Annotated in this window: 4 protein-coding genes; 2 read left to right on the top strand and 2 right to left on the bottom strand. The window is 65.6% G+C overall.

All coding sequences use genetic code 11. From position 1 onward, the window contains the following. The first annotated feature begins 91 nt into the window (after nt 1–91). Together AU187_RS18405 and AU187_RS18400 are read left to right on the top strand one after the other, a co-directional pair. Nucleotides 92–784: a Type 1 glutamine amidotransferase-like domain-containing protein gene (locus AU187_RS18405; RefSeq protein WP_231740274.1), complete on the top strand. Its 693-nt coding sequence runs from the start codon at nt 92–94 to the stop codon at nt 782–784. 58 nt (nt 785–842) lie between these two features. Further along, nucleotides 843–1,322: a DUF2505 domain-containing protein gene (locus tag AU187_RS18400; RefSeq protein WP_231740273.1), complete on the top strand. Its 480-nt coding sequence runs from the start codon at nt 843–845 to the stop codon at nt 1,320–1,322. Nucleotides 1,323–1,328: 6 nt separating this feature from the next. Here AU187_RS18400 and AU187_RS18395 read toward each other — a convergent pair whose 3' ends face one another. Next, a complete protein-coding gene (locus AU187_RS18395; protein WP_059167164.1) occupies nt 1,329–21,590 on the bottom strand; it encodes a non-ribosomal peptide synthetase in 20,262 nt (6,753 codons plus the stop codon). Continuing rightward, the coding region (locus AU187_RS25530) for a condensation domain-containing protein (RefSeq protein WP_231740272.1) at nt 21,577–23,444 on the bottom strand (1,868 nt) is incomplete at its 5' end. The genes AU187_RS25530 and AU187_RS18395, both read right to left, overlap by 14 nt.

Raw genomic sequence — 23,444 nt, 5'->3', positions numbered from 1 at the left:
TAGGAGTGGCACCATGGTCGATTCCGGGCCGAATGGGCGAGCACATTTGACAACCACTATCGACGCGTCAGCTTTCTCGGAGACCGAGACAGTGACACAACTTCAACCGCTCTATCTGCTGGCAGACAGTCAGCTGCTGTTCTGGAAGCGGCACAACCGATTGCTTCTCGAAGCGGCCCTCGATGGATTGGCCGGCGACACAGCGATCAGCGCGGCCTACATCGGCGCCTCCAACGGGGATCGTCCGGAGTTCTACGACATCTTCGAGGCGGCGGTGGACGCGATCGGCATCACCGACCGTCGCATGATCAAGTCGTCGTTCGGCCCCGACGATCGCGCTTTCTTGGAGCGTGCCCAGTTGCTCGTGCTCGCAGGCGGCGATGTGCGGCTCGGCTGGGACACGTTCAAGAGAACCGGCATGAACGAGGTAATCGTGGACCGGCGTGCTCAGGGGGCGGTCCTGGTGGGCGTTTCAGCTGGCGCCGTTCAACTCGGACGCTATGGCATCCTCGAGGCATCGGATCCACCGGCGCTGCTCGACGTGTTCAACTTCGTTCCCCTGGTCATCGACACGCACGACGAGCGAGCCGAATGGTCGCGGCTGTCGCGCGCGATTCATTCGCTGGAGGGAGCGGCGACCGGGCTCGGGGTTCCGTCCGGCGGCGGAGTCATCGTGCACGCGGATTGCACCGTCGAGCCTGTTCGGCGTCCCGCGCACGAATTCCGCTTCGACGGCGTTGCCGTCACGCATTCACTGTTGTGCGCCGAGGAGGACACCGAGTGACGCGACCTACAACGGTCGCGATAGCTTGGCCGTTGTGCCACGATCATTCGACTTTGCGATGGACTCCTCGGCCAGCGTCGAACAAATTCTTTCGGCGTTCTCTGAGGAGGAGTACTGGCTGGCGCGGCTGGCGGCCTTCGGCGGCATCGGCAGGCTCGAGTCGTTGGACGTCGACAGCGGTGGCTCAGTGTGCGTGGTGATCAGAACCGACCTGCGCCACGACGGTCTGCCCGGCCCGATAGCCCATTTGTTTCCGCACAGCTGGCACACGATTCACAAGGAGAGGTGGCGCCCGATTCGCGAGGGGCAGGTGCAGGGCGAGATCAGTGTAGTCACGCACGGAGCGCCGGGTTCCGGGACGGGAACAGGACTACTCATACCGACGCCGCAGGGCACGCGCCTGGAGGGCGCCGCGACTGTGGAGTTCAGAGTCCCTCTGATCGGAGGCAAGGTCGAGAAGATGATCGGCCGTCAGTTGGTTGAAGGCCTTTCCGCAACGTTGAACTTCACCGCAGAGTGGGTCACGGAGCACAACTGAGTTGCCTTATGTGGCTTCAGCTTCAAGTGAACGTCGGAGTTGTTGGCCATACAGGCTGACCGATTCGGCGGTCAGCATGTTCTCATGGGTGCAGTCGACCGAGTACTCGGTGATGTCGCCGGCTACAAACGGGGACCAGTTCTGCGACGCAGACGACGGCTCTCCTTGCACCGCGGAGAACACGGTCATATCGCCGTCGAAAACGCCCGGTTCGTGGGTCCGATACAACTCCACGTTGGTGTTGATGTTGTTGACGATCAGATCCCGGAGATACTTGTATCGGCTGAACTCCACGGAGGCGTGCTCGCGAAGCAGTTCTTCGACCTGCTCGTAGGTAAGCGGCTCGTCTTGTGCTGGGACGTCGATATTGCACAGCCGCAACACTGCTTCAAGCATGTCTTCCTGGCCGAAGTCTTGGTCCGGCAGGGTGACGGTCCCGCCGGCACTGGGCTGGGCGTCGAGAAGGATGAGACGGCTGATCTCAGATCCGCGACGCTGAAGTTCGATGGCGACTTCTTGGGCGACGACTCCTCCAAAAGACCAGCCGAGAAGATTATACGGCCCTGTCGGACAAGCCTTTTGAATCCGGTCCGCATAGTTCTTCGCCATCTCGCGAATTGTCCGCGGTTCGACTTCTCCGCTGTCCAGGACTTGTTGAATTCCGATGATCGGGCAGTCCAGAGAGATGCCGAGAGCGTGGTACGCCCAACTCACCCCACCCCCGGCATGGATACAGAACAGCGGTGCGCCCGTGCCCGGTTTGAGAGTCTGGACCGGTGCGACTTCAACGGAAACGGCATCTGTGTCCAGCCGCTGACTCAGGCTCTTGACCGTGGGTGCCTCGAACACGGTGGGTACCGAAAGATCGGTACCGAGCGAGGACCTGATCGCCGCGATCAGGCGCATCGCTGACAGTGAGTCTCCTCCGAGGGCGAAGAAGTCGTCGTCGAGTCCGGCGCGGTCGAGGCCCAGGACGTCGGCGAAGATTTCGGCGACGGTTTTTTCGGTCGGTGTTTGCGGGGCGCGGAAACTGGCGGTGGAAAACACCGGGGCGGGCAGGGCCCGGCGGTCGATCTTGCCCGAGGACGTCATGGGGAACTCGTCGAGCACCATGATCTGGGTGGGCACCATGTACTCGGGCAACCGCGCGCTCAACTGTTGGCGCACCGCGCTGATCTTGGTGTTGGTTTGCGGGTCGTTGGCGTGTGCGCTGCGCTCGCCGGTCTCGGGGTGGGGCAGGTACAGATCGGTCAACGCCGACTCGCACCCGACCGCGGCGGAATCGATGAAGACCGCATCCAAGGTGCCGGGCTGAGCACCCCAGGTGACCGCGACGCGATAGCCGGCCGCCTCGCCCAGTTGGTGCAATTGCTCGGCGGTGACCGCATCAGCAGCGGGCACCGCCAGTGCCTCGGTCAGCGTCAGCCCGGCGGCCAAGCCCTGTTCGACACCCACGTCGACGATCACCCCGGCACGCGGAATCTCGGTGACCCGCACCGCCTCGCGACGTTGCGACACCAACTCCGCATGCAACCCACTGAGCCCGGCGCATCGCGTCCACTCCCAGACGGGCACTGCGGCCAGCGAGTGCGCCACGGTGGGATCCTTGTGCACCACAACGTCATAGCGGTAGCGGGTCAACTCGTTATCGGCCGATCCCCGTTTGACCTGAATGTCGAGCCCGGCCACCGCCGGATGCGCCGCAGCCCAGGTGGTGAAAAACTCCGGCGCCAACAACAATTCGGGTTCACCGACGACGGCGCGCTGGACCCGCTGACGGATCTCGGCGGCATCGGTGCGCTCAATGTTCTCAGTGCGCGCCAACGCGACACCGGTGTGAAACGCCCCCTGCAGACTGTGATTGCGCACATCGCCGATGACCAACGCCCCACCGGGGGCCAACAACTCGACCGCGGTGTCGATCACCTGAGTCAAATAAGCCGCGCTGGGGAAATACTGCACCACCGAGTTGACGATGATGGTGTCAAAGAACCCCGGCGGCAGACCCTCGCTGACATCGGCGCGCTGCACCCGCAACCGCACCCGATCCCCCCACGGTTGCGCGGCCACCGCCGCCTGCAACGTCTCAATGGTCGGCGCGGAAAAGTCGGTGCCCCAATACTGTTCACACTCCGGGGCGACCTGAGACAACACCAACCCCGACCCCACCCCGATCTCCAACACCCGCCGCGGCCGCAGCGCCAAAACCCGATCCACAATCGCCGAACGCCACTGCTGCATCTGCTCAACAGGAATCGACTCACCGGTGTAGCTACTGTTCCAACCCCGAAAATCCATCCCGAAACCCGGCACCTCGAGCTGGGCGTCATACAACTCGTCATAAACGTGATGCCACTGCTCGACAATCCCGGCATCATCACCAGCACTACTCGCCTGCTCCAGGGTCACATAGGCCACCAGGTGTGAGCCGGCGGTGCCTTGATGCACGGTGGCTGCGGCGTGGGTGACCTGCGGGCAGCCCAGCAAGCTGTTTTCGATCTCGCCCAACTCGATGCGCTGCCCACGCAGCTTGACCTGGGTGTCGGCGCGGCCCAGATACTCCAACGTGCCCGCCGAGGTCCACCGCACCAGATCCCCGCTGCGATACATCCGCGCCCCGCCATCCCCATACGGATTGGCCACAAACCGCTCAGCGGTCAACCCCGCCCGACCCACATAACCACGCGCCACCGCCGGCCCACCCAGATACAACTCACCCACCACCCCGACCGGAGCCGGATGCAACCGCGCATCCAACACCAACGCACACACACCCGCAATCGGAGCGCCGATGTCCACGCGCTGTCCCGCCGACAGTGGTGCGGTGCACGTCGCCCAGACGGTGGTCTCGCTCGGACCATATGCGTTGAACATCCGCCGTCCCGGCGCCCAGGCGGCCACCACCTCCCCCGCACACGCCTCCCCGGCCGTGATCAGCGTGCCCAGTCCGTCGAGCTGGGTTCGATCGAGCGTCGCCAGCACCGTCGGAGTCAATACCGCCGCATCGACCCGATGGTCATGCAGCACCGCGGTCAACGCCTCCCCGGCATAGGCATCCGGCGCGGCCACCACCAACGCCGCCCCTGGTCCGGCGGCCAGGATCACCTCGAACACCGAGGCGTCGAAGGTGGGTGCGGCGACCATCAACACCCGCGACCCGGCGCCCAACCCGAACGTTTCCCGCTGCGCCGCCGCCAAACCCAGCAGACCGGCGTGGCTGACCACCACCCCCTTGGGCACACCGGTGGACCCCGAAGTGAAGATCACATAGGCCCCACTGTCGGGCCCCAACGGGGCCAACCGATCAGCATCGGAGATCGGATCAACACTGCGCCCCGACACATCCAACTCATCCAGACGCAACACCGGACGCGAGCCCGCCCCCGCCACCGAATCCGCACCCATCGTCACCACACACACCGCACCCGCAGCATCGAGCACCGTGGCGATGCGCTCCACCGGATGGCCCCGATCCACCGGCACATACACCCCACCGGCCTTGACCACCGCCCACCACGCAACCACCAACTCCGCACACCGATCCACCGCCACACCCACCGCACGCTCGGGACCCACCCCCACCTCGATCAGCACCCGCGCCACCCGAGTCGACCACTCATCAAGCTCGCGATACGACACCCGCCGGCCACCATCGAGCACCGCCACGCCATCTGGATCAGCAGCCACCGCCATGGCCAACACCTGCGGGGCCACCCCCACCGGCGCGACCACCCCAGCACCCGACCACTGCGCCAGCACCAGATCACGCTCACCACCATCGAGCAACGCCACCTCGCCGATCACCACCGAGGCATCAGCCACCACCGCCTCGACCACCCGACCGAACCAACCCACCAACCGCTCGATAGTGGAACGCTCATACAGATCCCTGGCATAGGTCACCATCCCCGCAGCCATCGGCGCATCCGGATCCTGGCCGGGCATCTCACCCAGCTGGATGTCCAGGTCGAACTTCGCGGAACGGGTTGACGCGGCGAGTCCGTCGACGCTGACCCCGTCGAACGTGACCATTTCGGGGCGCACGTTGTTCTGGAACACCATCAGAACTTGGAACAGTGGATGATGCGACGTGGAACGCACCGGGTTGAGCTGCTCGACCAGCCGCTCGAACGGCACATCCTGATTGCTGTAGGCATCCAGCGCCTTATGCCGCACCTGCTCGAGCACCTCGCTGAACCGCTGCCCCGAGCTCACCCCCACCCGCAACACCCAGGTGTTGACGAAAAACCCGACCAGCTCATCCAACGACTGATCCATCCGCCCAGCGATCGGCGTGCCCAACGCCACGTCCTCACCAGCCCCGGCCCGGTGCAACACCACCGCCACCACAGCCTGCAACACCATCGACGCCGTCGCATTATGCGCTGCAGCCACCCGTTTGAGCCCGGCCCACAACTCCGGATCAACGCGCAACTGCACCTCATCACCGCGATAACTGGGCACCGGCGGGCGCGGCCGATCAGCCGGCAACGACACCACCTCCGGCAGATCAGCCAACTCCTGCCGCCAGTACGCCAACTGACCCGAGATCACACTGTCCGGATCAGACTCGACCCCCAACCAATCCCGCTGCCACAACGCATAATCGGCATACTGCACCCCCAACGGCACCCAATCCGGAGCCCGACCCAGACGGCGCGCTCCATACGCCTGGGCCACATCACGCACCATCGGAACCGTCGACCAGCCGTCAAAAGCGATGTGATGCACCACAATCGCCAACACATACTGCTCAGCACCCACCGCAAAGATCTGCGCACGAACCGGGATCTCATCGGCCAAATCAAACCGATACCCCGCCAACGCCACCACTTCACCGACCACATCGCCCTCGGCCAACGACACCACCGCCGCGCCCCCACGCCGCCACATCCCCACCTGCGCGGGCAACACCTTCTGGAACGGCACACCATCAACCTCAGGAAACACCGTGCGCAACGACTCATGCCGCGCAATCACATCATCGAGCGCCGCATCCAACGCCCCCACATCAAGCGCCCCACCAATCCGCAATGCGATCGGGATGTTGTAAGTCGCCACCCCACCCTCGAACCGGTTCAAAAACCACAACCGTTGCTGGGCATAGGACAATGGGATCTGCTCCGGGCGCGGCATCACCTGCAGCGGCGGGCGGGCAGGGCCGCCACGATGGCAATCCAGATACTCTGCGAGAGCCCCGACGGTGGACGCGTCAAACAGGTATCGGACGGGAACCTCCCGACCCAATGCCAACTGCAGTCGAGTACTCACGCGAGTAGCGACCAGTGAGTCTCCTCCGAGGGCGAAGAAGTCGTCGTCGAGTCCGGCGCGGTCGAGGCCCAGGACGTCGGCGAAGATTTCGGCGACGGTTTTTTCGGTCGGTGTTTGCGGGGCGCGGAAACTGGCGGTGGAAAACACCGGGGCGGGCAGGGCCCGGCGGTCGATCTTGCCCGAGGACGTCATGGGGAACTCGTCGAGCACCATGATCTGGGTGGGCACCATGTACTCGGGCAACCGCGCGCTCAACTGTTGGCGCACCGCGCTGATCTTGGTGTTGGTTTGCGGGTCGTTGGCGTGTGCGCTGCGCTCGCCGGTCTCGGGGTGGGGCAGGTACAGATCGGTCAACGCCGACTCGCACCCGACCGCGGCGGAATCGATGAAGACCGCATCCAAGGTGCCGGGCTGAGCACCCCAGGTGACCGCGACGCGATAGCCGGCCGCCTCGCCCAGTTGGTGCAATTGCTCGGCGGTGACCGCATCAGCAGCGGGCACCGCCAGTGCCTCGGTCAGCGTCAGCCCGGCGGCCAAGCCCTGTTCGACACCCACGTCGACGATCACCCCGGCACGCGGAATCTCGGTGACCCGCACCGCCTCGCGACGTTGCGACACCAACTCCGCATGCAACCCACTGAGCCCGGCGCATCGCGTCCACTCCCAGACGGGCACTGCGGCCAGCGAGTGCGCCACGGTGGGATCCTTGTGCACCACAACGTCATAGCGGTAGCGGGTCAACTCGTTATCGGCCGATCCCCGTTTGACCTGAATGTCGAGCCCGGCCACCGCCGGATGCGCCGCAGCCCAGGTGGTGAAAAACTCCGGCGCCAACAACAATTCGGGTTCACCGACGACGGCGCGCTGGACCCGCTGACGGATCTCGGCGGCATCGGTGCGCTCAATGTTCTCAGTGCGCGCCAACGCGACACCGGTGTGAAACGCCCCCTGCAGACTGTGATTGCGCACATCGCCGATGACCAACGCCCCACCGGGGGCCAACAACTCGACCGCGGTGTCGATCACCTGAGTCAAATAAGCCGCGCTGGGGAAATACTGCACCACCGAGTTGACGATGATGGTGTCAAAGAACCCCGGCGGCAGACCCTCGCTGACATCGGCGCGCTGCACCCGCAACCGCACCCGATCCCCCCACGGTTGCGCGGCCACCGCCGCCTGCAACGTCTCAATGGTCGGCGCGGAAAAGTCGGTGCCCCAATACTGTTCACACTCCGGGGCGACCTGAGACAACACCAACCCCGACCCCACCCCGATCTCCAACACCCGCCGCGGCCGCAGCGCCAAAACCCGATCCACAATCGCCGAACGCCACTGCTGCATCTGCTCAACAGGAATCGACTCACCGGTGTAGCTACTGTTCCAACCCCGAAAATCCATCCCGAAACCCGGCACCTCGAGCTGGGCGTCATACAACTCGTCATAAACGTGATGCCACTGCTCGACAATCCCGGCATCATCACCAGCACTACTCGCCTGCTCCAGGGTCACATAGGCCACCAGGTGTGAGCCGGCGGTGCCTTGATGCACGGTGGCTGCGGCGTGGGTGACCTGCGGGCAGCCCAGCAAGCTGTTTTCGATCTCGCCCAACTCGATGCGCTGCCCACGCAGCTTGACCTGGGTGTCGGCGCGGCCCAGATACTCCAACGTGCCCGCCGAGGTCCACCGCACCAGATCCCCGCTGCGATACATCCGCGCCCCGCCATCCCCATACGGATTGGCCACAAACCGCTCAGCGGTCAACCCCGCCCGACCCACATAACCACGCGCCACCGCCGGCCCACCCAGATACAACTCACCCACCACCCCGACCGGAGCCGGATGCAACCGCGCATCCAACACCAACGCACACACACCCGCAATCGGAGCGCCGATGTCCACGCGCTGTCCCGCCGACAGTGGTGCGGTGCACGTCGCCCAGACGGTGGTCTCGCTCGGACCATATGCGTTGAACATCCGCCGTCCCGGCGCCCAGGCGGCCACCACCTCCCCCGCACACGCCTCCCCGGCCGTGATCAGCGTGCCCAGTCCGTCGAGCTGGGTTCGATCGAGCGTCGCCAGCACCGTCGGAGTCAATACCGCCGCATCGACCCGATGGTCATGCAGCACCGCGGTCAACGCCTCCCCGGCATAGGCATCCGGCGCGGCCACCACCAACGCCGCCCCTGGTCCGGCGGCCAGGATCACCTCGAACACCGAGGCGTCGAAGGTGGGTGCGGCGACCATCAACACCCGCGACCCGGCGCCCAACCCGAACGTTTCCCGCTGCGCCGCCGCCAAACCCAGCAGACCGGCGTGGCTGACCACCACCCCCTTGGGCACACCGGTGGACCCCGAAGTGAAGATCACATAGGCCCCACTGTCGGGCCCCAACGGGGCCAACCGATCAGCATCGGAGATCGGATCAACACTGCGCCCCGACACATCCAACTCATCCAGACGCAACACCGGACGCGAGCCCGCCCCCGCCACCGAATCCGCACCCATCGTCACCACACACACCGCACCCGCAGCATCGAGCACCGTGGCGATGCGCTCCACCGGATGGCCCCGATCCACCGGCACATACACCCCACCGGCCTTGACCACCGCCCACCACGCAACCACCAACTCCGCACACCGATCCACCGCCACACCCACCGCACGCTCGGGACCCACCCCCACCTCGATCAGCACCCGCGCCACCCGAGTCGACCACTCATCAAGCTCGCGATACGACACCCGCCGGCCACCATCGAGCACCGCCACGCCATCTGGATCAGCAGCCACCGCCATGGCCAACACCTGCGGGGCCACCCCCACCGGCGCGACCACCCCAGCACCCGACCACTGCGCCAGCACCAGATCACGCTCACCACCATCGAGCAACGCCACCTCGCCGATCACCACCGAGGCATCAGCCACCACCGCCTCGACCACCCGACCGAACCAACCCACCAACCGCTCGATAGTGGAACGCTCATACAGATCCCTGGCATAGGTCACCATCCCCGCAGCCATCGGCGCATCCGGATCCTGGCCGGGCATCTCACCCAGCTGGATGTCCAGGTCGAACTTCGCGGAACGGGTTGACGCGGCGAGTCCGTCGACGCTGACCCCGTCGAACGTGACCATTTCGGGGCGCACGTTGTTCTGGAACACCATCAGAACTTGGAACAGTGGATGATGCGACGTGGAACGCACCGGGTTGAGCTGCTCGACCAGCCGCTCGAACGGCACATCCTGATTGCTGTAGGCATCCAGCGCCTTATGCCGCACCTGCTCGAGCACCTCGCTGAACCGCTGCCCCGAGCTCACCCCCACCCGCAACACCCAGGTGTTGACGAAAAACCCGACCAGCTCATCCAACGACTGATCCATCCGCCCAGCGATCGGCGTGCCCAACGCCACGTCCTCACCAGCCCCGGCCCGGTGCAACACCACCGCCACCACAGCCTGCAACACCATCGACGCCGTCGCATTATGCGCTGCAGCCACCCGTTTGAGCCCGGCCCACAACTCCGGATCAACGCGCAACTGCACCTCATCACCGCGATAACTGGGCACCGGCGGGCGCGGCCGATCAGCCGGCAACGACACCACCTCCGGCAGATCAGCCAACTCCTGCCGCCAGTACGCCAACTGACCCGAGATCACACTGTCCGGATCAGACTCGACCCCCAACCAATCCCGCTGCCACAACGCATAATCGGCATACTGCACCCCCAACGGCACCCAATCCGGAGCCCGACCCAGACGGCGCGCTCCATACGCCTGGGCCACATCACGCACCATCGGAACCGTCGACCAGCCGTCAAAAGCGATGTGATGCACCACAATCGCCAACACATACTGCTCAGCACCCACCGCAAAGATCTGCGCACGAACCGGGATCTCATCGGCCAAATCAAACCGATACCCCGCCAACGCCACCACTTCACCGACCACATCGCCCTCGGCCAACGACACCACCGCCGCGCCCCCACGCCGCCACATCCCCACCTGCGCGGGCAACACCTTCTGGAACGGCACACCATCAACCTCAGGAAACACCGTGCGCAACGACTCATGCCGCGCAATCACATCATCGAGCGCCGCATCCAACGCCCCCACATCAAGCGCCCCACCAATCCGGAAGGCAGTCGGCATGTTGTAAGTCGCCACCCCACCCTCAAACCGGTTCAAAAACCACAACCGGCTCTGTGCGAAGGACAACGGTACGACCGCGGGTCGTTGTCGCGCCTCCAACGGCTTACGCCGTTGCGAGCCCTCACCGACCCGCTGCGCCAACTGAGCAACCGTGGGCGCGTCGAACAAAGTGCGCACCTCGAGGCGAGCGTCCAGTCCCGTATTGACGGCGTTGATCACCCTCATCGCCAGCAGCGAATCGCCGCCAAGGTCAAAGAACGAGTCGTCGACGCCGACCCGCGCGTGCCCGAGCACCTGGGCGTAGATGCCGGCCAGAATCTCCTCGACGGCGTTAGCCGGGGCGCGGTACCCGCCGGTGGCGTACTCCGGTGCCGGCAGGGCGCGTTTGTCGAGTTTGCCGTTGACCGTCATCGGTAGCGCCTCGATCGCCACTATGGCCGCGGGCAGCATGTAGGCGGGAAGCCGGTCGGTCAGCGCACTGCGCACCTCGACCGGATCGGCAGTGCCGGTGACATAACCCACCAACCGCTTGTCGCCGGGGCGGTCTTCGCGGGCGATCACTACCGCCTGCTCGACGCCGTCCACCGCAGTCAAGGCGGTCTGGATTTCGCCGAGTTCAATGCGATACCCGCGGATCTTGACCTGTTCGTCGGCGCGTCCGAGATACCGCAGCTGCCCGTCAGAGCCCCAAGAGACCAGGTCTCCGGTGCGGTACATCCGTTGTCCTGGCGCCCCCGCTCCTGCGAACGGACACGCCACAAACCGCGCCGAGGTCAATCCGGCTCGACGCCAATACCCCAATCCGAGCCCGGAACCGGCCACATACAACTCACCGACCACCCCGGCCGGAACCGGACGCAACCATCTGTCGAGCACAAAAAAGCCAAGATGGGCCAACGGAATACCGATGGGGCTGACGTTGCTGGTGGCATCGCCGTCGACGATCTGCCGGAGTGAGGCATGCACCGTCGTCTCGGTTGTGCCGTACAGGTTCAACAGACGTGGGGACTCGGGATGTTTGTCCAGCCATGGCCGAAGACGTTGCGGGTCAAGCGCTTCGCCGGCGAACAGCACAGCTTCCAGTTCCAACTGCTGGCCCGGGTCGTCCTGCCGCACGTCGGCGGTTTGCAACGCGTAGAACGCCGACGGCGTCTGACTCAACACGCTGACCGATTCACCGACGAGCAGGGCGTGGAAGTCGTCTGGCGAACGGGTCACCGGCTCGGGCACCACGACCAGCCGCCCACCACCCAGCAGGGCACCCCAGATCTCACACACCGAGACGTCGAAGGCGTAGGAATGCCACTGCGACCACACGCCCGCGCGATCGACGTCGTTATTCAGCGACGCCAGCAGCTCGATGACGTTGCGATGAGTGATCGCCACGCCCTTGGGCACACCGGTCGTGCCGGAGGTGTAGATGAAGTAGGCGACATCGTCGGCGGCCGGCGCCGGTGGCGCCGCGGCGGACTGGCTCCTCACGGCGGAGGCGGCGGTGTCGATGACGACGAGGTCATGCCCACTCAGCCGCTCGGCGAGGCCCGCTGTGGTGACCGCGGCCATCGGCGCCGCATCAGCGATCATGAAGTCGATCCGTGCCGCCGGCAACGCCGGGTCGATCGGCAGATACGCCGCACCGGTCTTGAGCACCGCCAGGATCGCCACAATCGCCTCGGCGGACCGCGAAACCAGCAGCGCCACAGTCTCACCCGGACCCGCGCCGTGGCCGACCAACAGCTGCGCCAACCGGTTGGCAGCCTCGTCCAGCTCTCGATACGTCATAGCGTGACTGTCGAAGGTCACCGCCACCGCATCCGGAGTCTGGGCCACTCGCGCGGCGAACAACCCCGGAATAGACATCGACGAGGGTTCGTGCTGGGTCAGCACCGCCCGATTACTCCATCCTTCCAGGCGGGCGTGTTCACTTTCGTCGAGCAGATCCACCGACGAAAGTGGCCGGACGGGCTCGGCGGTCATCGCCGCCAACACGCGCTGCAGCCGCTCGATCAACGCGTCGATGCCGGCGGCGTCGAATACGTCGGTGTCGTACTCGACGCGGATGCCCAGTTGGGCACCTGGCGTGGCTTGCACTGTCAGCGGGTAATGGTTGTATTCGCGGCTGGCGAACGCGGTGACGACCACGTCGTGGTCGCCCGACATGGTGGCGGTGTCGATCGGGTAGTTCTCGTAGACGAACAGCGTGTCGAAAAGCTGCTCCTGACCCGTGATCCGGTGGATTTCGCTGAGCGCCAGGTGTTGGTGGTCAACGGTGTCGTTGTGGGCGCGCTGCAGTTGGTCCAGCAGCTCGGCGGTGGTGGTTGTGGGCGTGATTTTCGCCCGCACCGGCACGGTGTTGATGAACAGGCCGACCATGGATTCCGCACCGACGACGTCTACCGGTCTACCGGAGACTGCGGTGCCGAAAGCGACGTCGTGCTGGCCGGTCAGCCAAGCCAGGAGTTTTGCGAAGGCTCCTTGCAGCACGGTGTTGACGGTGGTGCGGCGTGAGCGGGCGAGCTCGGTGACAGCCCGTGTGGTTTCTTCGGACAGTCGAGACGATGCAATACCGCGGGTGCCCATCCCCAGCCGTTGAGCGGGTCCCACGAGAGTGGGGGTGTCAAAGCCGGCGAGCACCTCACGCCAGGCGTTAAGGGCGGCGTCGAGGTCTCGATCGGCCAGCCAGGTGACGAACCTGCGATACGGCGCAGCCGCGGGGAGTCGCTGACCCTGATAGCTGGCGAAGATCTCGCCGAGCAGGATCGGCAGCGACCATCCGTCGAGCACGATGTGGTGGTTGGTCAGCACCAACCGGTGCGTCTCGGGGGCGGTGCGGATCAATGCCGCCCGGAACGGCGGTCCGTCGGCCAGATCGCAGACCGCGGCGCGTTCGGCAGCGCACAGCTGCTGCATCTCTGCGTCGACGTCGTGGGTGTTCACTTCGGCGTAGCGCCACGCGGTCACTGGATCGGCGGGGATGATCTGCACCGGCTCGTCGAACTGGGAGCAGAAACGGGCCGCCAAATTGGGATGGCGGTGAACCACCGTACGCACCGCATCACGCAGTCGGTCGGAGTCGAGATGACCGCTCAACGCGATATCCAGTTGCACGGCGTACACGTCGTCACGGTTGTGCTGCGCCGTGCTGGCATGGAAGAGCAGGCCCTGCTGCAGCGGGGTCAACGGCAAGATGTCGACGAGTTCGTATTGCCCTGCGAGATAGTCGATTTGATGTTGACTCAGCCGCGCCGGGGCGATATCCGATGGTGTCAACCCGCCACCGCCCCGTCGCACATGGACGCAGATGCCGGCCAGTGCGTCGAACCACAACTTGCTCAGCCGGCTGACTCGGGCACGATCCAGCACCGAGGGTGCCCACGTCCAATTGGCGTGCAGCTGCGGGCCGGCCTCGGTGTCGAGGGTGCCGGCGTTGAGTTCCACGGTGTGCGCCAAGGGCATGGGCACTGCCGTGGCGGCGGCGGTCAGCGACATGTCGTCATGGTCGACACGCCACAGGCCACTGGATGTCTCGCCGGCCGCGCCGCCCAGGCGGCCGAGGTAGTTGAACCCGATTGAGGGGTCCGACTCGGGCAGGTCGACGTCAGGATTCAGGTAGCGCAGCAGACCATAGGTCAGCGGATCGGGCAGGGCGCGCAGCTGTTCTTTGGCGTCCTTGATCGAGGCCCCCAGCGACGGCTCGCCGGCGATCACCTGTGCCCAGCGCAGGCCACCGATGCTCATCGACACGGGATACTTGGTGGTGAACCAGCCCACCGTGCGCGACAGGTCAACTCCTGCGGCCAACTCCTCGTCTCGCCCATGGCCCTCGACATCGATGCCGATCGGCACAGCGCCGTTGCCCACGAACTCCGACCATGCCAACCCCAGGGCGATCAGCAGGACCTCCTGGATGCCCGCGTGGAATGCCGCTGTCACCTCCCCCAAGAGCAACCGGGTCGTCTCCGCATCCAGCGACACCGACAGATGGCCGGCACTGGCATACGTATCGAGGTCGGGTCGTATTGCCGGCAACGCTGCTGGTGCTGCCGCAACCTGCTTCCACGCCGCCGCATGGTTCACCACCTTGTCGGCACGGGCATACTCGGCCAGCAGCGACGCCCACCGGGCGAAAGACGTCCCGCCCGCCGGCAACTTCACGGGCTGTCCGCTGTGGTGCTGGGCCCAGGCAAAGTTGAGATCCTCCAGGACAATTCGCCACGAGACGCCGTCGATGGCCAGGTGGTGAATGATCAGCACGAGCTGGCGCGCCGAGGCCACCCACAGCGCGCTGAGCATCAGCCCTGCAGCCGGATTCAACCGCGAGCGGGCGGCCACCAGCACCTCGTCGGACAACTCATCGACGGTTCGCAGGCACGTCAGGGCATCCACCGCTCCGACTTCGGGCACCGTCAACGACCACTCGCCGTCGACGTCGCGATCGACGCGCAGCCGCAACATGGCATGCCGATCCAGAAGCGCCTGCAGCACCACCACCACGTCGGGCTCAGACACCCCCGCCGGAGCCGACACCAACACCGTCTGGTTGAACTCGTCGACAGGGCCGTCCACACTTGCCAGCCAGCGCATGATCGGGGTCGCCGCTATCGGTCCAATGCCCGGATCGACCACATCGGCCTCACCGTCGGCCACCTCGGCCACGCGGGCCAGTCGGGCCACGGTCTGCTCGACGAACACATCGCGTGGCCGACAACGCAATCCGACGGCTCGCGCGCGCGCCACCACCTGCATCGACAAGATGCTGTCGCCACCCAGATCGAAGAACGAGTCGTCCACGCCGACGCGCTCCAATCCCAGCACTTGGGCGTAGATGCCGGCCAAGATCTCCTCGACCGCGTTGCCGGGGGCTCGGAAGTGTTCGGCGTCAATGTATTCCGGCGCTGGCAGAGCGCGTTTGTCGAGTTTGCCGTTCACCGTCAGTGGCAGCGCCTCGATCGCGACAACCGCGGCGGGCACCATGTAGGCCGGCAACCGTTCGGCCATCGCGGCGCGAACGCTGGTCACGTCCGCTGTCCCGGTGATGTAGCCAATCAAGCGTTTGTCTCCCGGGCGGTCCTCGCGGGCGATCACCACCGCCTGCTCCACCCCATCCAGCCCGGCCAACACGGCCTGCACCTCACCCAGTTCGATGCGGTAACCGCGGATCTTGACCTGCTCGTCAGCGCGTCCCAGATACTGGAGTTGCCCGTCGGCGCCCCACCGCACCAGATCGCCGGTGCGATACATCCTCTGTCCGGGCGCATCCGCGCCTACGAAGGGGCACGCCACGAACCGCGATCCGGTCAGCCCGGTCCGGCGCCAATATCCGCACCCCACGCCGCGACCGGCCACATACAACTCTCCGACCACTCCGGCCGGCACTGGTCGCAACCATTGGTCCAGCACGAACAACGCCGCCCCGGGCACCGGCTTCCCGATCGGCACCGCCCCCGAATCCGGTTGCAGCGGAGCGCTTATCGTGGCGTACACCGTGGTTTCCGTCGGCCCGTAGCCGTTGATCATCACCCGCCCGGCCGCCCACCGGTCCACCACCTCCATGGGACACGGTTCAGCGGCGATCATCAACGCCGTGGATTCCACACCCTCGGGTGAGAGCATCCCCACCGCAGACGGGGTTTGACTCAGAACGCTGACTTTCTCGGTGACCAGCAAGGCATGAAAGTCCTCCGGTGAGCGGGCGACCGATTCGGGCACCACCACCAGCCGCCCACCGAACAACAAGGCGCCCCAGATCTCCCACACAGAGAAGTCGAAAGCCAACGAATGAGACTGCGTCCAGACCTGCCCCGGCACCAGGTCCACGCCGACATCCAATGCGTCGAACAACCGCGTGACGTTCTGATGGGTGACGGCAACACCTTTGGGCACACCGGTGGTGCCCGAGGTGTAAATGATGTGGGCGAGATCGTCGGGATCCGGTGCCGGTAATGCCGCGCTGGGTTGGCCGGCGATGTGGAGGTCGTCGACAGCGATGACCGAGACGTCGCACCCGGCCAGCCGCTCAGCCAAGCCCGTGGTGGTGATCGCGACGAGCGGTGCGGCGTCGGCGATCATGAACTGCATTCGCGCCACCGGCACGACCGGGTCGATCGGCAGGTATGCCGCCCCGGTCTTCAGCACCGCCAGAATCGACACGACCGCCTCGACGGAGCGGTTCAACAGCAGTGCGACACATTCGCCCGCAGCCACGCCCTCGCCGGCCAACAGGTGCGCCAGACGATCAGCGGCCTCGTCCAGCTCGCGATATGTCAGACAACGGCTTTCGCAGCTGACCGCGACCGCCTCGGGGGTACGGCACACCTGTTCGGCGAACAGCGCCGGTATCGACGCCGGTGTCGAAGCTTGCGCCAGGACCTCGCGGTTGCCGATCTCGGCCAGCCGGACGTGCTCCGTTTCGTCGAGCAGATCGATCGATGACAACCGCCGCGTCGGGTCGGCGGTCATCGCCTCCAGCACCCGCGACAGCCGTTCGATCAGCGCCTCGATACTTTCCGCGTCGAACACGTCGGTCCGATACTCCACCGCACCGCCGATTCCGGCCGGCTCCCCGACTTCGGTGAACCGTTCGCCCAGGGAAAACGTCAAATCCATCCGAGCAGAACGTGTGTCCACCGGCACCGGGGTGACTTGAACATTTCCCAATGCCCCCGCCGCGGGCTGCGTTGAGAAGTCTTGCCAAGCCAACACCACCTGAACCAAGGGCTGGTGGGTGAGTGATCGGTTCGGATTGAGCCGCTCCACAAGAACTTCAAAGGGCACGTCCTGGTTCTCGTAGGCGGCCAGGCTACGTTGGCGCACCTGGCCCAACAGCTCAGCGACAGTGGGATCGCCGACGAGCTCGACCCGCAGCACTAAGGTGTTGACGAAAAAGCCGATCAGCTTGTCGAGCGCTGGGTCGCGTCGTCCGGCGATCGGAAACCCTACCGCCACATCTGAATTAGCGGTGAGCTTCGACAGCAACACTGCCAGGGCGGCCTGAACCACCATGAAGTTCGTCGCGTTGTGCTCACGGGCCACCCGAGCCACCCGCTGCTGCAACTGCGCCGACCAGCCCACGGCCACGGTGGCGCCGCGCTGATCCGAATTCGGCGGATATGGCCGATCGGTGGGCAGCTGCAGCCGCTCGGGCATTCCTGCCAGCGCTTGCTCCCAATAGGCCACCTGCGCGGCGATGGTGCTGTCGCTATCGGCCAGATCCCCCAATTGGGCGCGTTGCCACAACGTGTAATCGACGTACTGAACCGGCAACGGCGCCCAATCGGGGCCCTGTCCGGCACACCGGGTGGCATACGCCACGGCCAGATCCGCCATCAACGGCGCGACCGACCAGCCGTCGGCGGCGATATGGTGCACGACCGCCACCAACACGTGCTCATCATCAGCGAGCCGGAAAAGCTTTGTCCACAAGGGCATATCGGTCGCCAAATCAAAGGTGTGCCGCACCGCCGCGTCGATTGCTTCTTCGAGACGGGCCGGGGACCAGCCGCTGGCGTCAGCAACATCCCAACGGAAGTCGGCACGTTCGGGCGGGATCACCAGCTGCTGAGGCAACCCCTCGGGCGCGACGAACAACGTGCGCAGGCTCTCATGGCGGCACACGACGTCGGCCAGTGCCGCATGCAACGCCTCGACGTCGAGTCCGCCGCTCAACCTCAATGCGGTCGCCATGTTGTACACCGGCGACGGCCCCTGCAACTGGTCGATGAACCACAACCTCTGCTGGGCATACGACAAAGGAACCACCGCGGGTCGCTCGACCGCCACCAACGGCGCCAGTCGGCGCGAACCCACACCGATACGCGGCGCCAACTGCGCAATTGTGGGAGCCTCGAACACCGTGCGTACCGAGAGGTCGCTGTCCAGCGCCGCGTTGATCGCCGCGGCCAGCCGCATCGACGAGATGCTGTCGCCGCCCAGTTCGAAGAACGAGTCGTCCACCCCGACGCGATCGATCCCGAGGACCTGGGCGTAGATGCCGACGAGGATTTCTTCCACCGCGCTGGTCGGTGCGCGATACTCACCGGCGGTGTATTCAGGTGCCGGAAGGGCGCGGATGTCCAATTTGCCGTTGACCGTGAGCGGCAGTGCGGCCAACACCACCACCGCCGCTGGGACCATGTAGGCCGGGAGCCGCTCGGCCAGCCGCACGCGTATCTCGGCGGGGTCAGCCGCGCCGGCCGCGGTCTCGGTGACGTAGCCGACGAGGCGTTTGTCGCCGGGGCGGTCCTCGCGGGCGACCACCGTCGCCTGGTCCACCCCGACCATCCCGGCGAGAGCTGCTTGTACCTCACCGAGCTCGACGCGGTAACCGCGGATCTTGACCTGTTCGTCAGCGCGGCCCAGATACTGCAGTTGCCCGTCGGCGTCCCACCGCACAAGGTCGCCGGTCCGGTACATCCGCTGTCCTGGCGGTCCCGCACCGACGAACGGACACGCCACAAACCGCGACCCGGTCAGCGCGGGCCGGCGTACATACCCCACCCCCACGCCGCGACCGGCCACATACAGCTCGCCGACCATCCCGGGTGGGACCGGCCGCAGCCATCCGTCCAACACGAACAACGCCGCGGTCGACACGGGCGCACCGATGGGCACGACGCTCAGACCCGGTGTCAGCGGCGCACTCATCGTCGCGTACACGGTGACTTCGGTTGGGCCGTAGGCATTGATCACCACTCGCCCGGACGCCCATCTATCCAACACGTCGGCCGGACAGGGCTCACCGCCGAGCAGCAACGCCGTCGAATCCAGGCCCTCAGGTGAGAGCACCCCGACCGCGGACGGCGTCTGGGTCAGCACACTGACACGCTCGGCAACGAGCATGTCGTGGAAGTCTCTGGGGGAAGCCGTAACCGATTCGGGCACGACCACCAGCCGACCACCACTGAGCAGCGCTGCCCAAATCTCCCACACGGAGAAGTCGAAGGCGTACGAATGGCATTGGGTCCACGCCTGTTCATCCGGCAGGTGTGTCGGCATTGACTCCGCCACGTGTGCCAGGTTGTGCTGGGCGATGGCGACACCTTTGGGGGTCCCGGTGGTGCCCGACGTGTAGATGAGGTAGGCGATGTCATCGGGGCTCGGCGCGGGCAACGGTGTTGTCGGGTACTTGTCGATCCGCGGGTCGCTGACATCGATGATGTCCGTATCGAATCCATCTAGCCGCCAAGCTAATTCGGAAGTGGTGAGCACGGCAGCCGGCACGGCGTCGGTGAGCATGAACTCGATTCGCGGCGCCGGGAGCGCCGGGTCGATCGCCAGGTACGCCGCCCCGACCTTGAGCGTCGCCAGCATCGCCGCAACCGCTTCGGCCGACCGCTCCAGTAACAGCGCCACGCACTGCCCGGCGACCACCGAGTGATCAGTCAGCAGATGCGCCAACCGATTTGCGAACTCCTCGACCTCTCGGTAGGTCCACGAGCGCCCGTTGGACCACAGTGCCACCGCATGCGGTGTCTGAGCGACCCGCGCAGTGAACAACGCCGGGATCGACACCGGCGTCGCCGGCTTGCTCAACACCGACCGGTTACCAATTCTGTCTAGGTGGACATGCTCGCACTCGTTCAGCAGGTCCATCGACGACAACCGCCGGTCGGGATCGGTGGTCATCACCGCCAGTACCCGCGTCAACCGCGTGATCAACGCGTCAATGCTCTCGGGATCGAAGACGTCGGTGTCGAATTCGACGCGAAGGCCCATCTCACGTCCGGGCTGGGCTTGCACCGTCAGCGGATAGTGGTTGTATTCGCGGCTGCTGGCGCCGGTGACGGCCAACTCGTGATTACCCAACACCGCGGCGGCATCGACCGGGTAGTTCTCGTACACAAAGAGGGTGTCGAACAGTCGCTGATGGCCGGTGATGCGATGGATGTCGCTGAGCGCCAGGTGCTGGTGCTCGAGGAGGTTGTTGTGAGCGGCTTGCAGCTGATCGATCAGATCGCTGGTAGTCGTCGTCGCCGTGATGCGGGCACGAACCGGCACTGTGTTGATCAACAGCCCCACCATTGCGTCCGCGCCGACGATCTCGGCGGGGCGAGCGGACACAACCGCGCCGAACGCGACATCGCGTTGACCGGTCAGCCACATCAGCATGTGCGCGTAGGCGGCCTGCAGCACGATGTTGACGGTGGCGTGGCGTGAGCGCGCCAAGTCCCCAAGCGCCTGAGTGATCTCCTCGGGAATCCGGAACGACTCAACGCCTCGGCGCCCCAACCCCAACCGGTCTGCCGGGCCCACCAACGTGGGCGCATCGAAACCGGCCAGCGCCTCGCGCCACGCCGCGTGCGCCGCAGCGTGGTTTCGCCCGGCCAGCCAGGTGACGAAGCTGCGGTACGGCGCGGGTGCGGGCAGCCGCTGTCCGTAATAGCTGGCGAAGATCTCGCGTAGCAGCACTGGCATCGACCAGCCGTCCATCACGATGTGGTGACTCGTCAGCACAAACCGATGCGCGTCTGGTGCAGTGCGGATCAACGCGGCCCGGAAGGCCGCTCGGTCGGTCAGGTCACGGACCGCAGCGCGTTCGTCCGCACTCATCCGCGCAATTTGCTCGTCGACATCGGCGCCGGGTTTCAGCACGACGTACCGCCACTCCACGGTGGGGTCGGCCGGGATGATCTGCACTGGCTGGTCGAACTCTCCGTGGAAGCGGGCGGCCAAGTGCGGATGACGGTTGATCACCGCATCCACTGCGTCGCGAAGCCGGTCCGGGTCGAGCGGGCCTGCGACCGAGATATCCAGCTGCACCGCGTACACGTCGTCACTGGCGCTCGCGGTGCTGGCATGAAAGAGCAGCCCCTGCTGAAGGGGCGTCAGTGGCAGTACGTCAGCGATCTGCATATTGCCTCTGGAGATCGTCGATCTGCTGCTGGCTCAGCGAGACAGCGACATCGGAGGGCGTCAGCCCGCCGCCACCGCGTTGCACATGTGCGCAGACGCCGGTCAGGGCGTCGAAGAACAACTGGCTGATCAGACTGATCTCTTCGCGCTTGAGTGCAGAGGGCGCCCATGTCCAATTGGCGTGCAACTGCGGACCTTCCTCGGTATCGACGGTGGCGGCGTTGAGCTCCACCGTGTGCGCGAGGGGCATCGGTACCGCTGCGGCCGCCGCGGCGGCGACCGACAGGCCGTCTGGGTCCACCCGCCAGATCGCATCGGACGCCACGGCAGCGGCTGGTCCCAGTCGTCCCAGATAGTTGAACCCGATCGACGGTTCCGACTCGGGCAGGTCGACATCGTGGTTGAGGTAGCGCAGCAGGCCGTAGGTCAGCGGGTCGGGCAGAGCGCGCAACTGTTCTTTGGCATGTTTGATCAGCGCGCCCAGCGCCGGCTCGCCCGCGGTCACCTGTGCCCAGCGCAGACCGCCGACGGTGATCGACACCGGGTACTTGGTGGTGAACCATCCCACCGAACGGGACAGGTCGACGTCGCCGGCCAGTTCCTCGACCCGGCCGTGGCCTTCGACGTCGATGCCGATCGGTGTCTTGCCGTTGCCCAAGAACTCCGACCACGCCAGAGCAAATGCGATCAACAGGATTTCGTGGATGCCGGCATGAAATGCCGCGGGCGCTTCGCCCATCAGCAGCCGAGTGGTCTCGCCATCCAGCGTCGCTGACAACTGGTCCGCATTGGCATAGGTATCCCGCTCGGGTTGCACCGGCGGCACCAGTGCTGGCACCGCCGCCACCTGCTTCCAGGCGTCGGTCTGCTCCACCACGGCCGCGTCATGCGCATGACCTGCCAACAACGATGCCCAGCGGGCAAACGACGTCCCGCCCGCCGGCAACTCAACCGGCTGCCGGTGCTGATGCTGAGCCCACGCAATATTGAGGTCTTTTAACAGGATTCGCCACGACACCCCGTCCACGGCGAGGTGATGGATGATCAGCACCAGCTGGTTTGTGGTCGTCACCCACAGCGCACTCAGCATCGCCCCAGCCGACGGGTCCAGCCGTGACCGCGCGGCCACCACCGCCTCAGCGGAGAGCATCTCGACCGCATGGAGGCGTCCGCGAGCATCGACCGAACCTGCCTCGGGCGCCTGAAGCGACCAGTTCCCTGCACCGTCGTCGTCCACGCGCAACCGCAACATGGGGTGCCGATCCAGCAGGGCCTGCAATAGCACCACCACATCGGCGTCGGTCACGCCAGCCGGGGCCGACACGACCATCGTCTGGTTGAATTCGTCGGTCGGGCCCTCCACGCCTGCCAGCCAGCGCATGATCGGAGTGGGCGTGACCGGCCCGATACCCTCATCGGCCGTAGGCTCACCGTCGGCCACCACCGCGACTCGGGCGAGTCGGGCCACCGTCTGCTCGACAAAGATGTCGCGTGGTCGACAAAGCACTCCGACTGCCCGCGCGCGAGCAACTACCTGCATCGACAGGATGCTGTCGCCGCCGAGGTCGAAGAAGGAGTCGTCGACTCCGACGCGTGGTAGGCCGAGTACTTGGGCGTAGATGCCGGCCAGGATGTCTTCGATTGCGCTGGCGGGGGCGCGATATGCGCCGGCGGCGTATTCGGGTGCGGGCAGGGCGCGGGTGTCGAGTTTGCCGTTGGGGGTCAGCGGCAGCGCGTCGAGTAGCACCACCGTGGCCGGGACCAGATAGTCGGGCAACCGATCCAACAGCTGGGCGCGAATATCGCCCGGGTCTGCGCTGCCGGTGATGTAGCCGACCAGACGCTTGTCACCGG

The organism is Mycobacterium sp. IS-1556, assembly GCF_001499985.1.
Taxonomy (GTDB): Bacteria; Actinomycetota; Actinomycetes; order Mycobacteriales; family Mycobacteriaceae; genus Mycobacterium.
This window is presented reverse-complemented; position numbering and strand designations above follow the sequence as displayed.

Coding starts and splice junctions, on each gene's coding strand:
- AU187_RS18400 (WP_231740273.1), top strand. CDS start 843: ATGGACTCCTCGGCCAGCGTCGAACAAATTCTTTCGGCGTTCTCTGAG.
- AU187_RS18395 (WP_059167164.1), bottom strand. CDS start 21,590: ATGCAGATCGCTGACGTACTGCCACTGACGCCCCTTCAGCAGGGGCTG.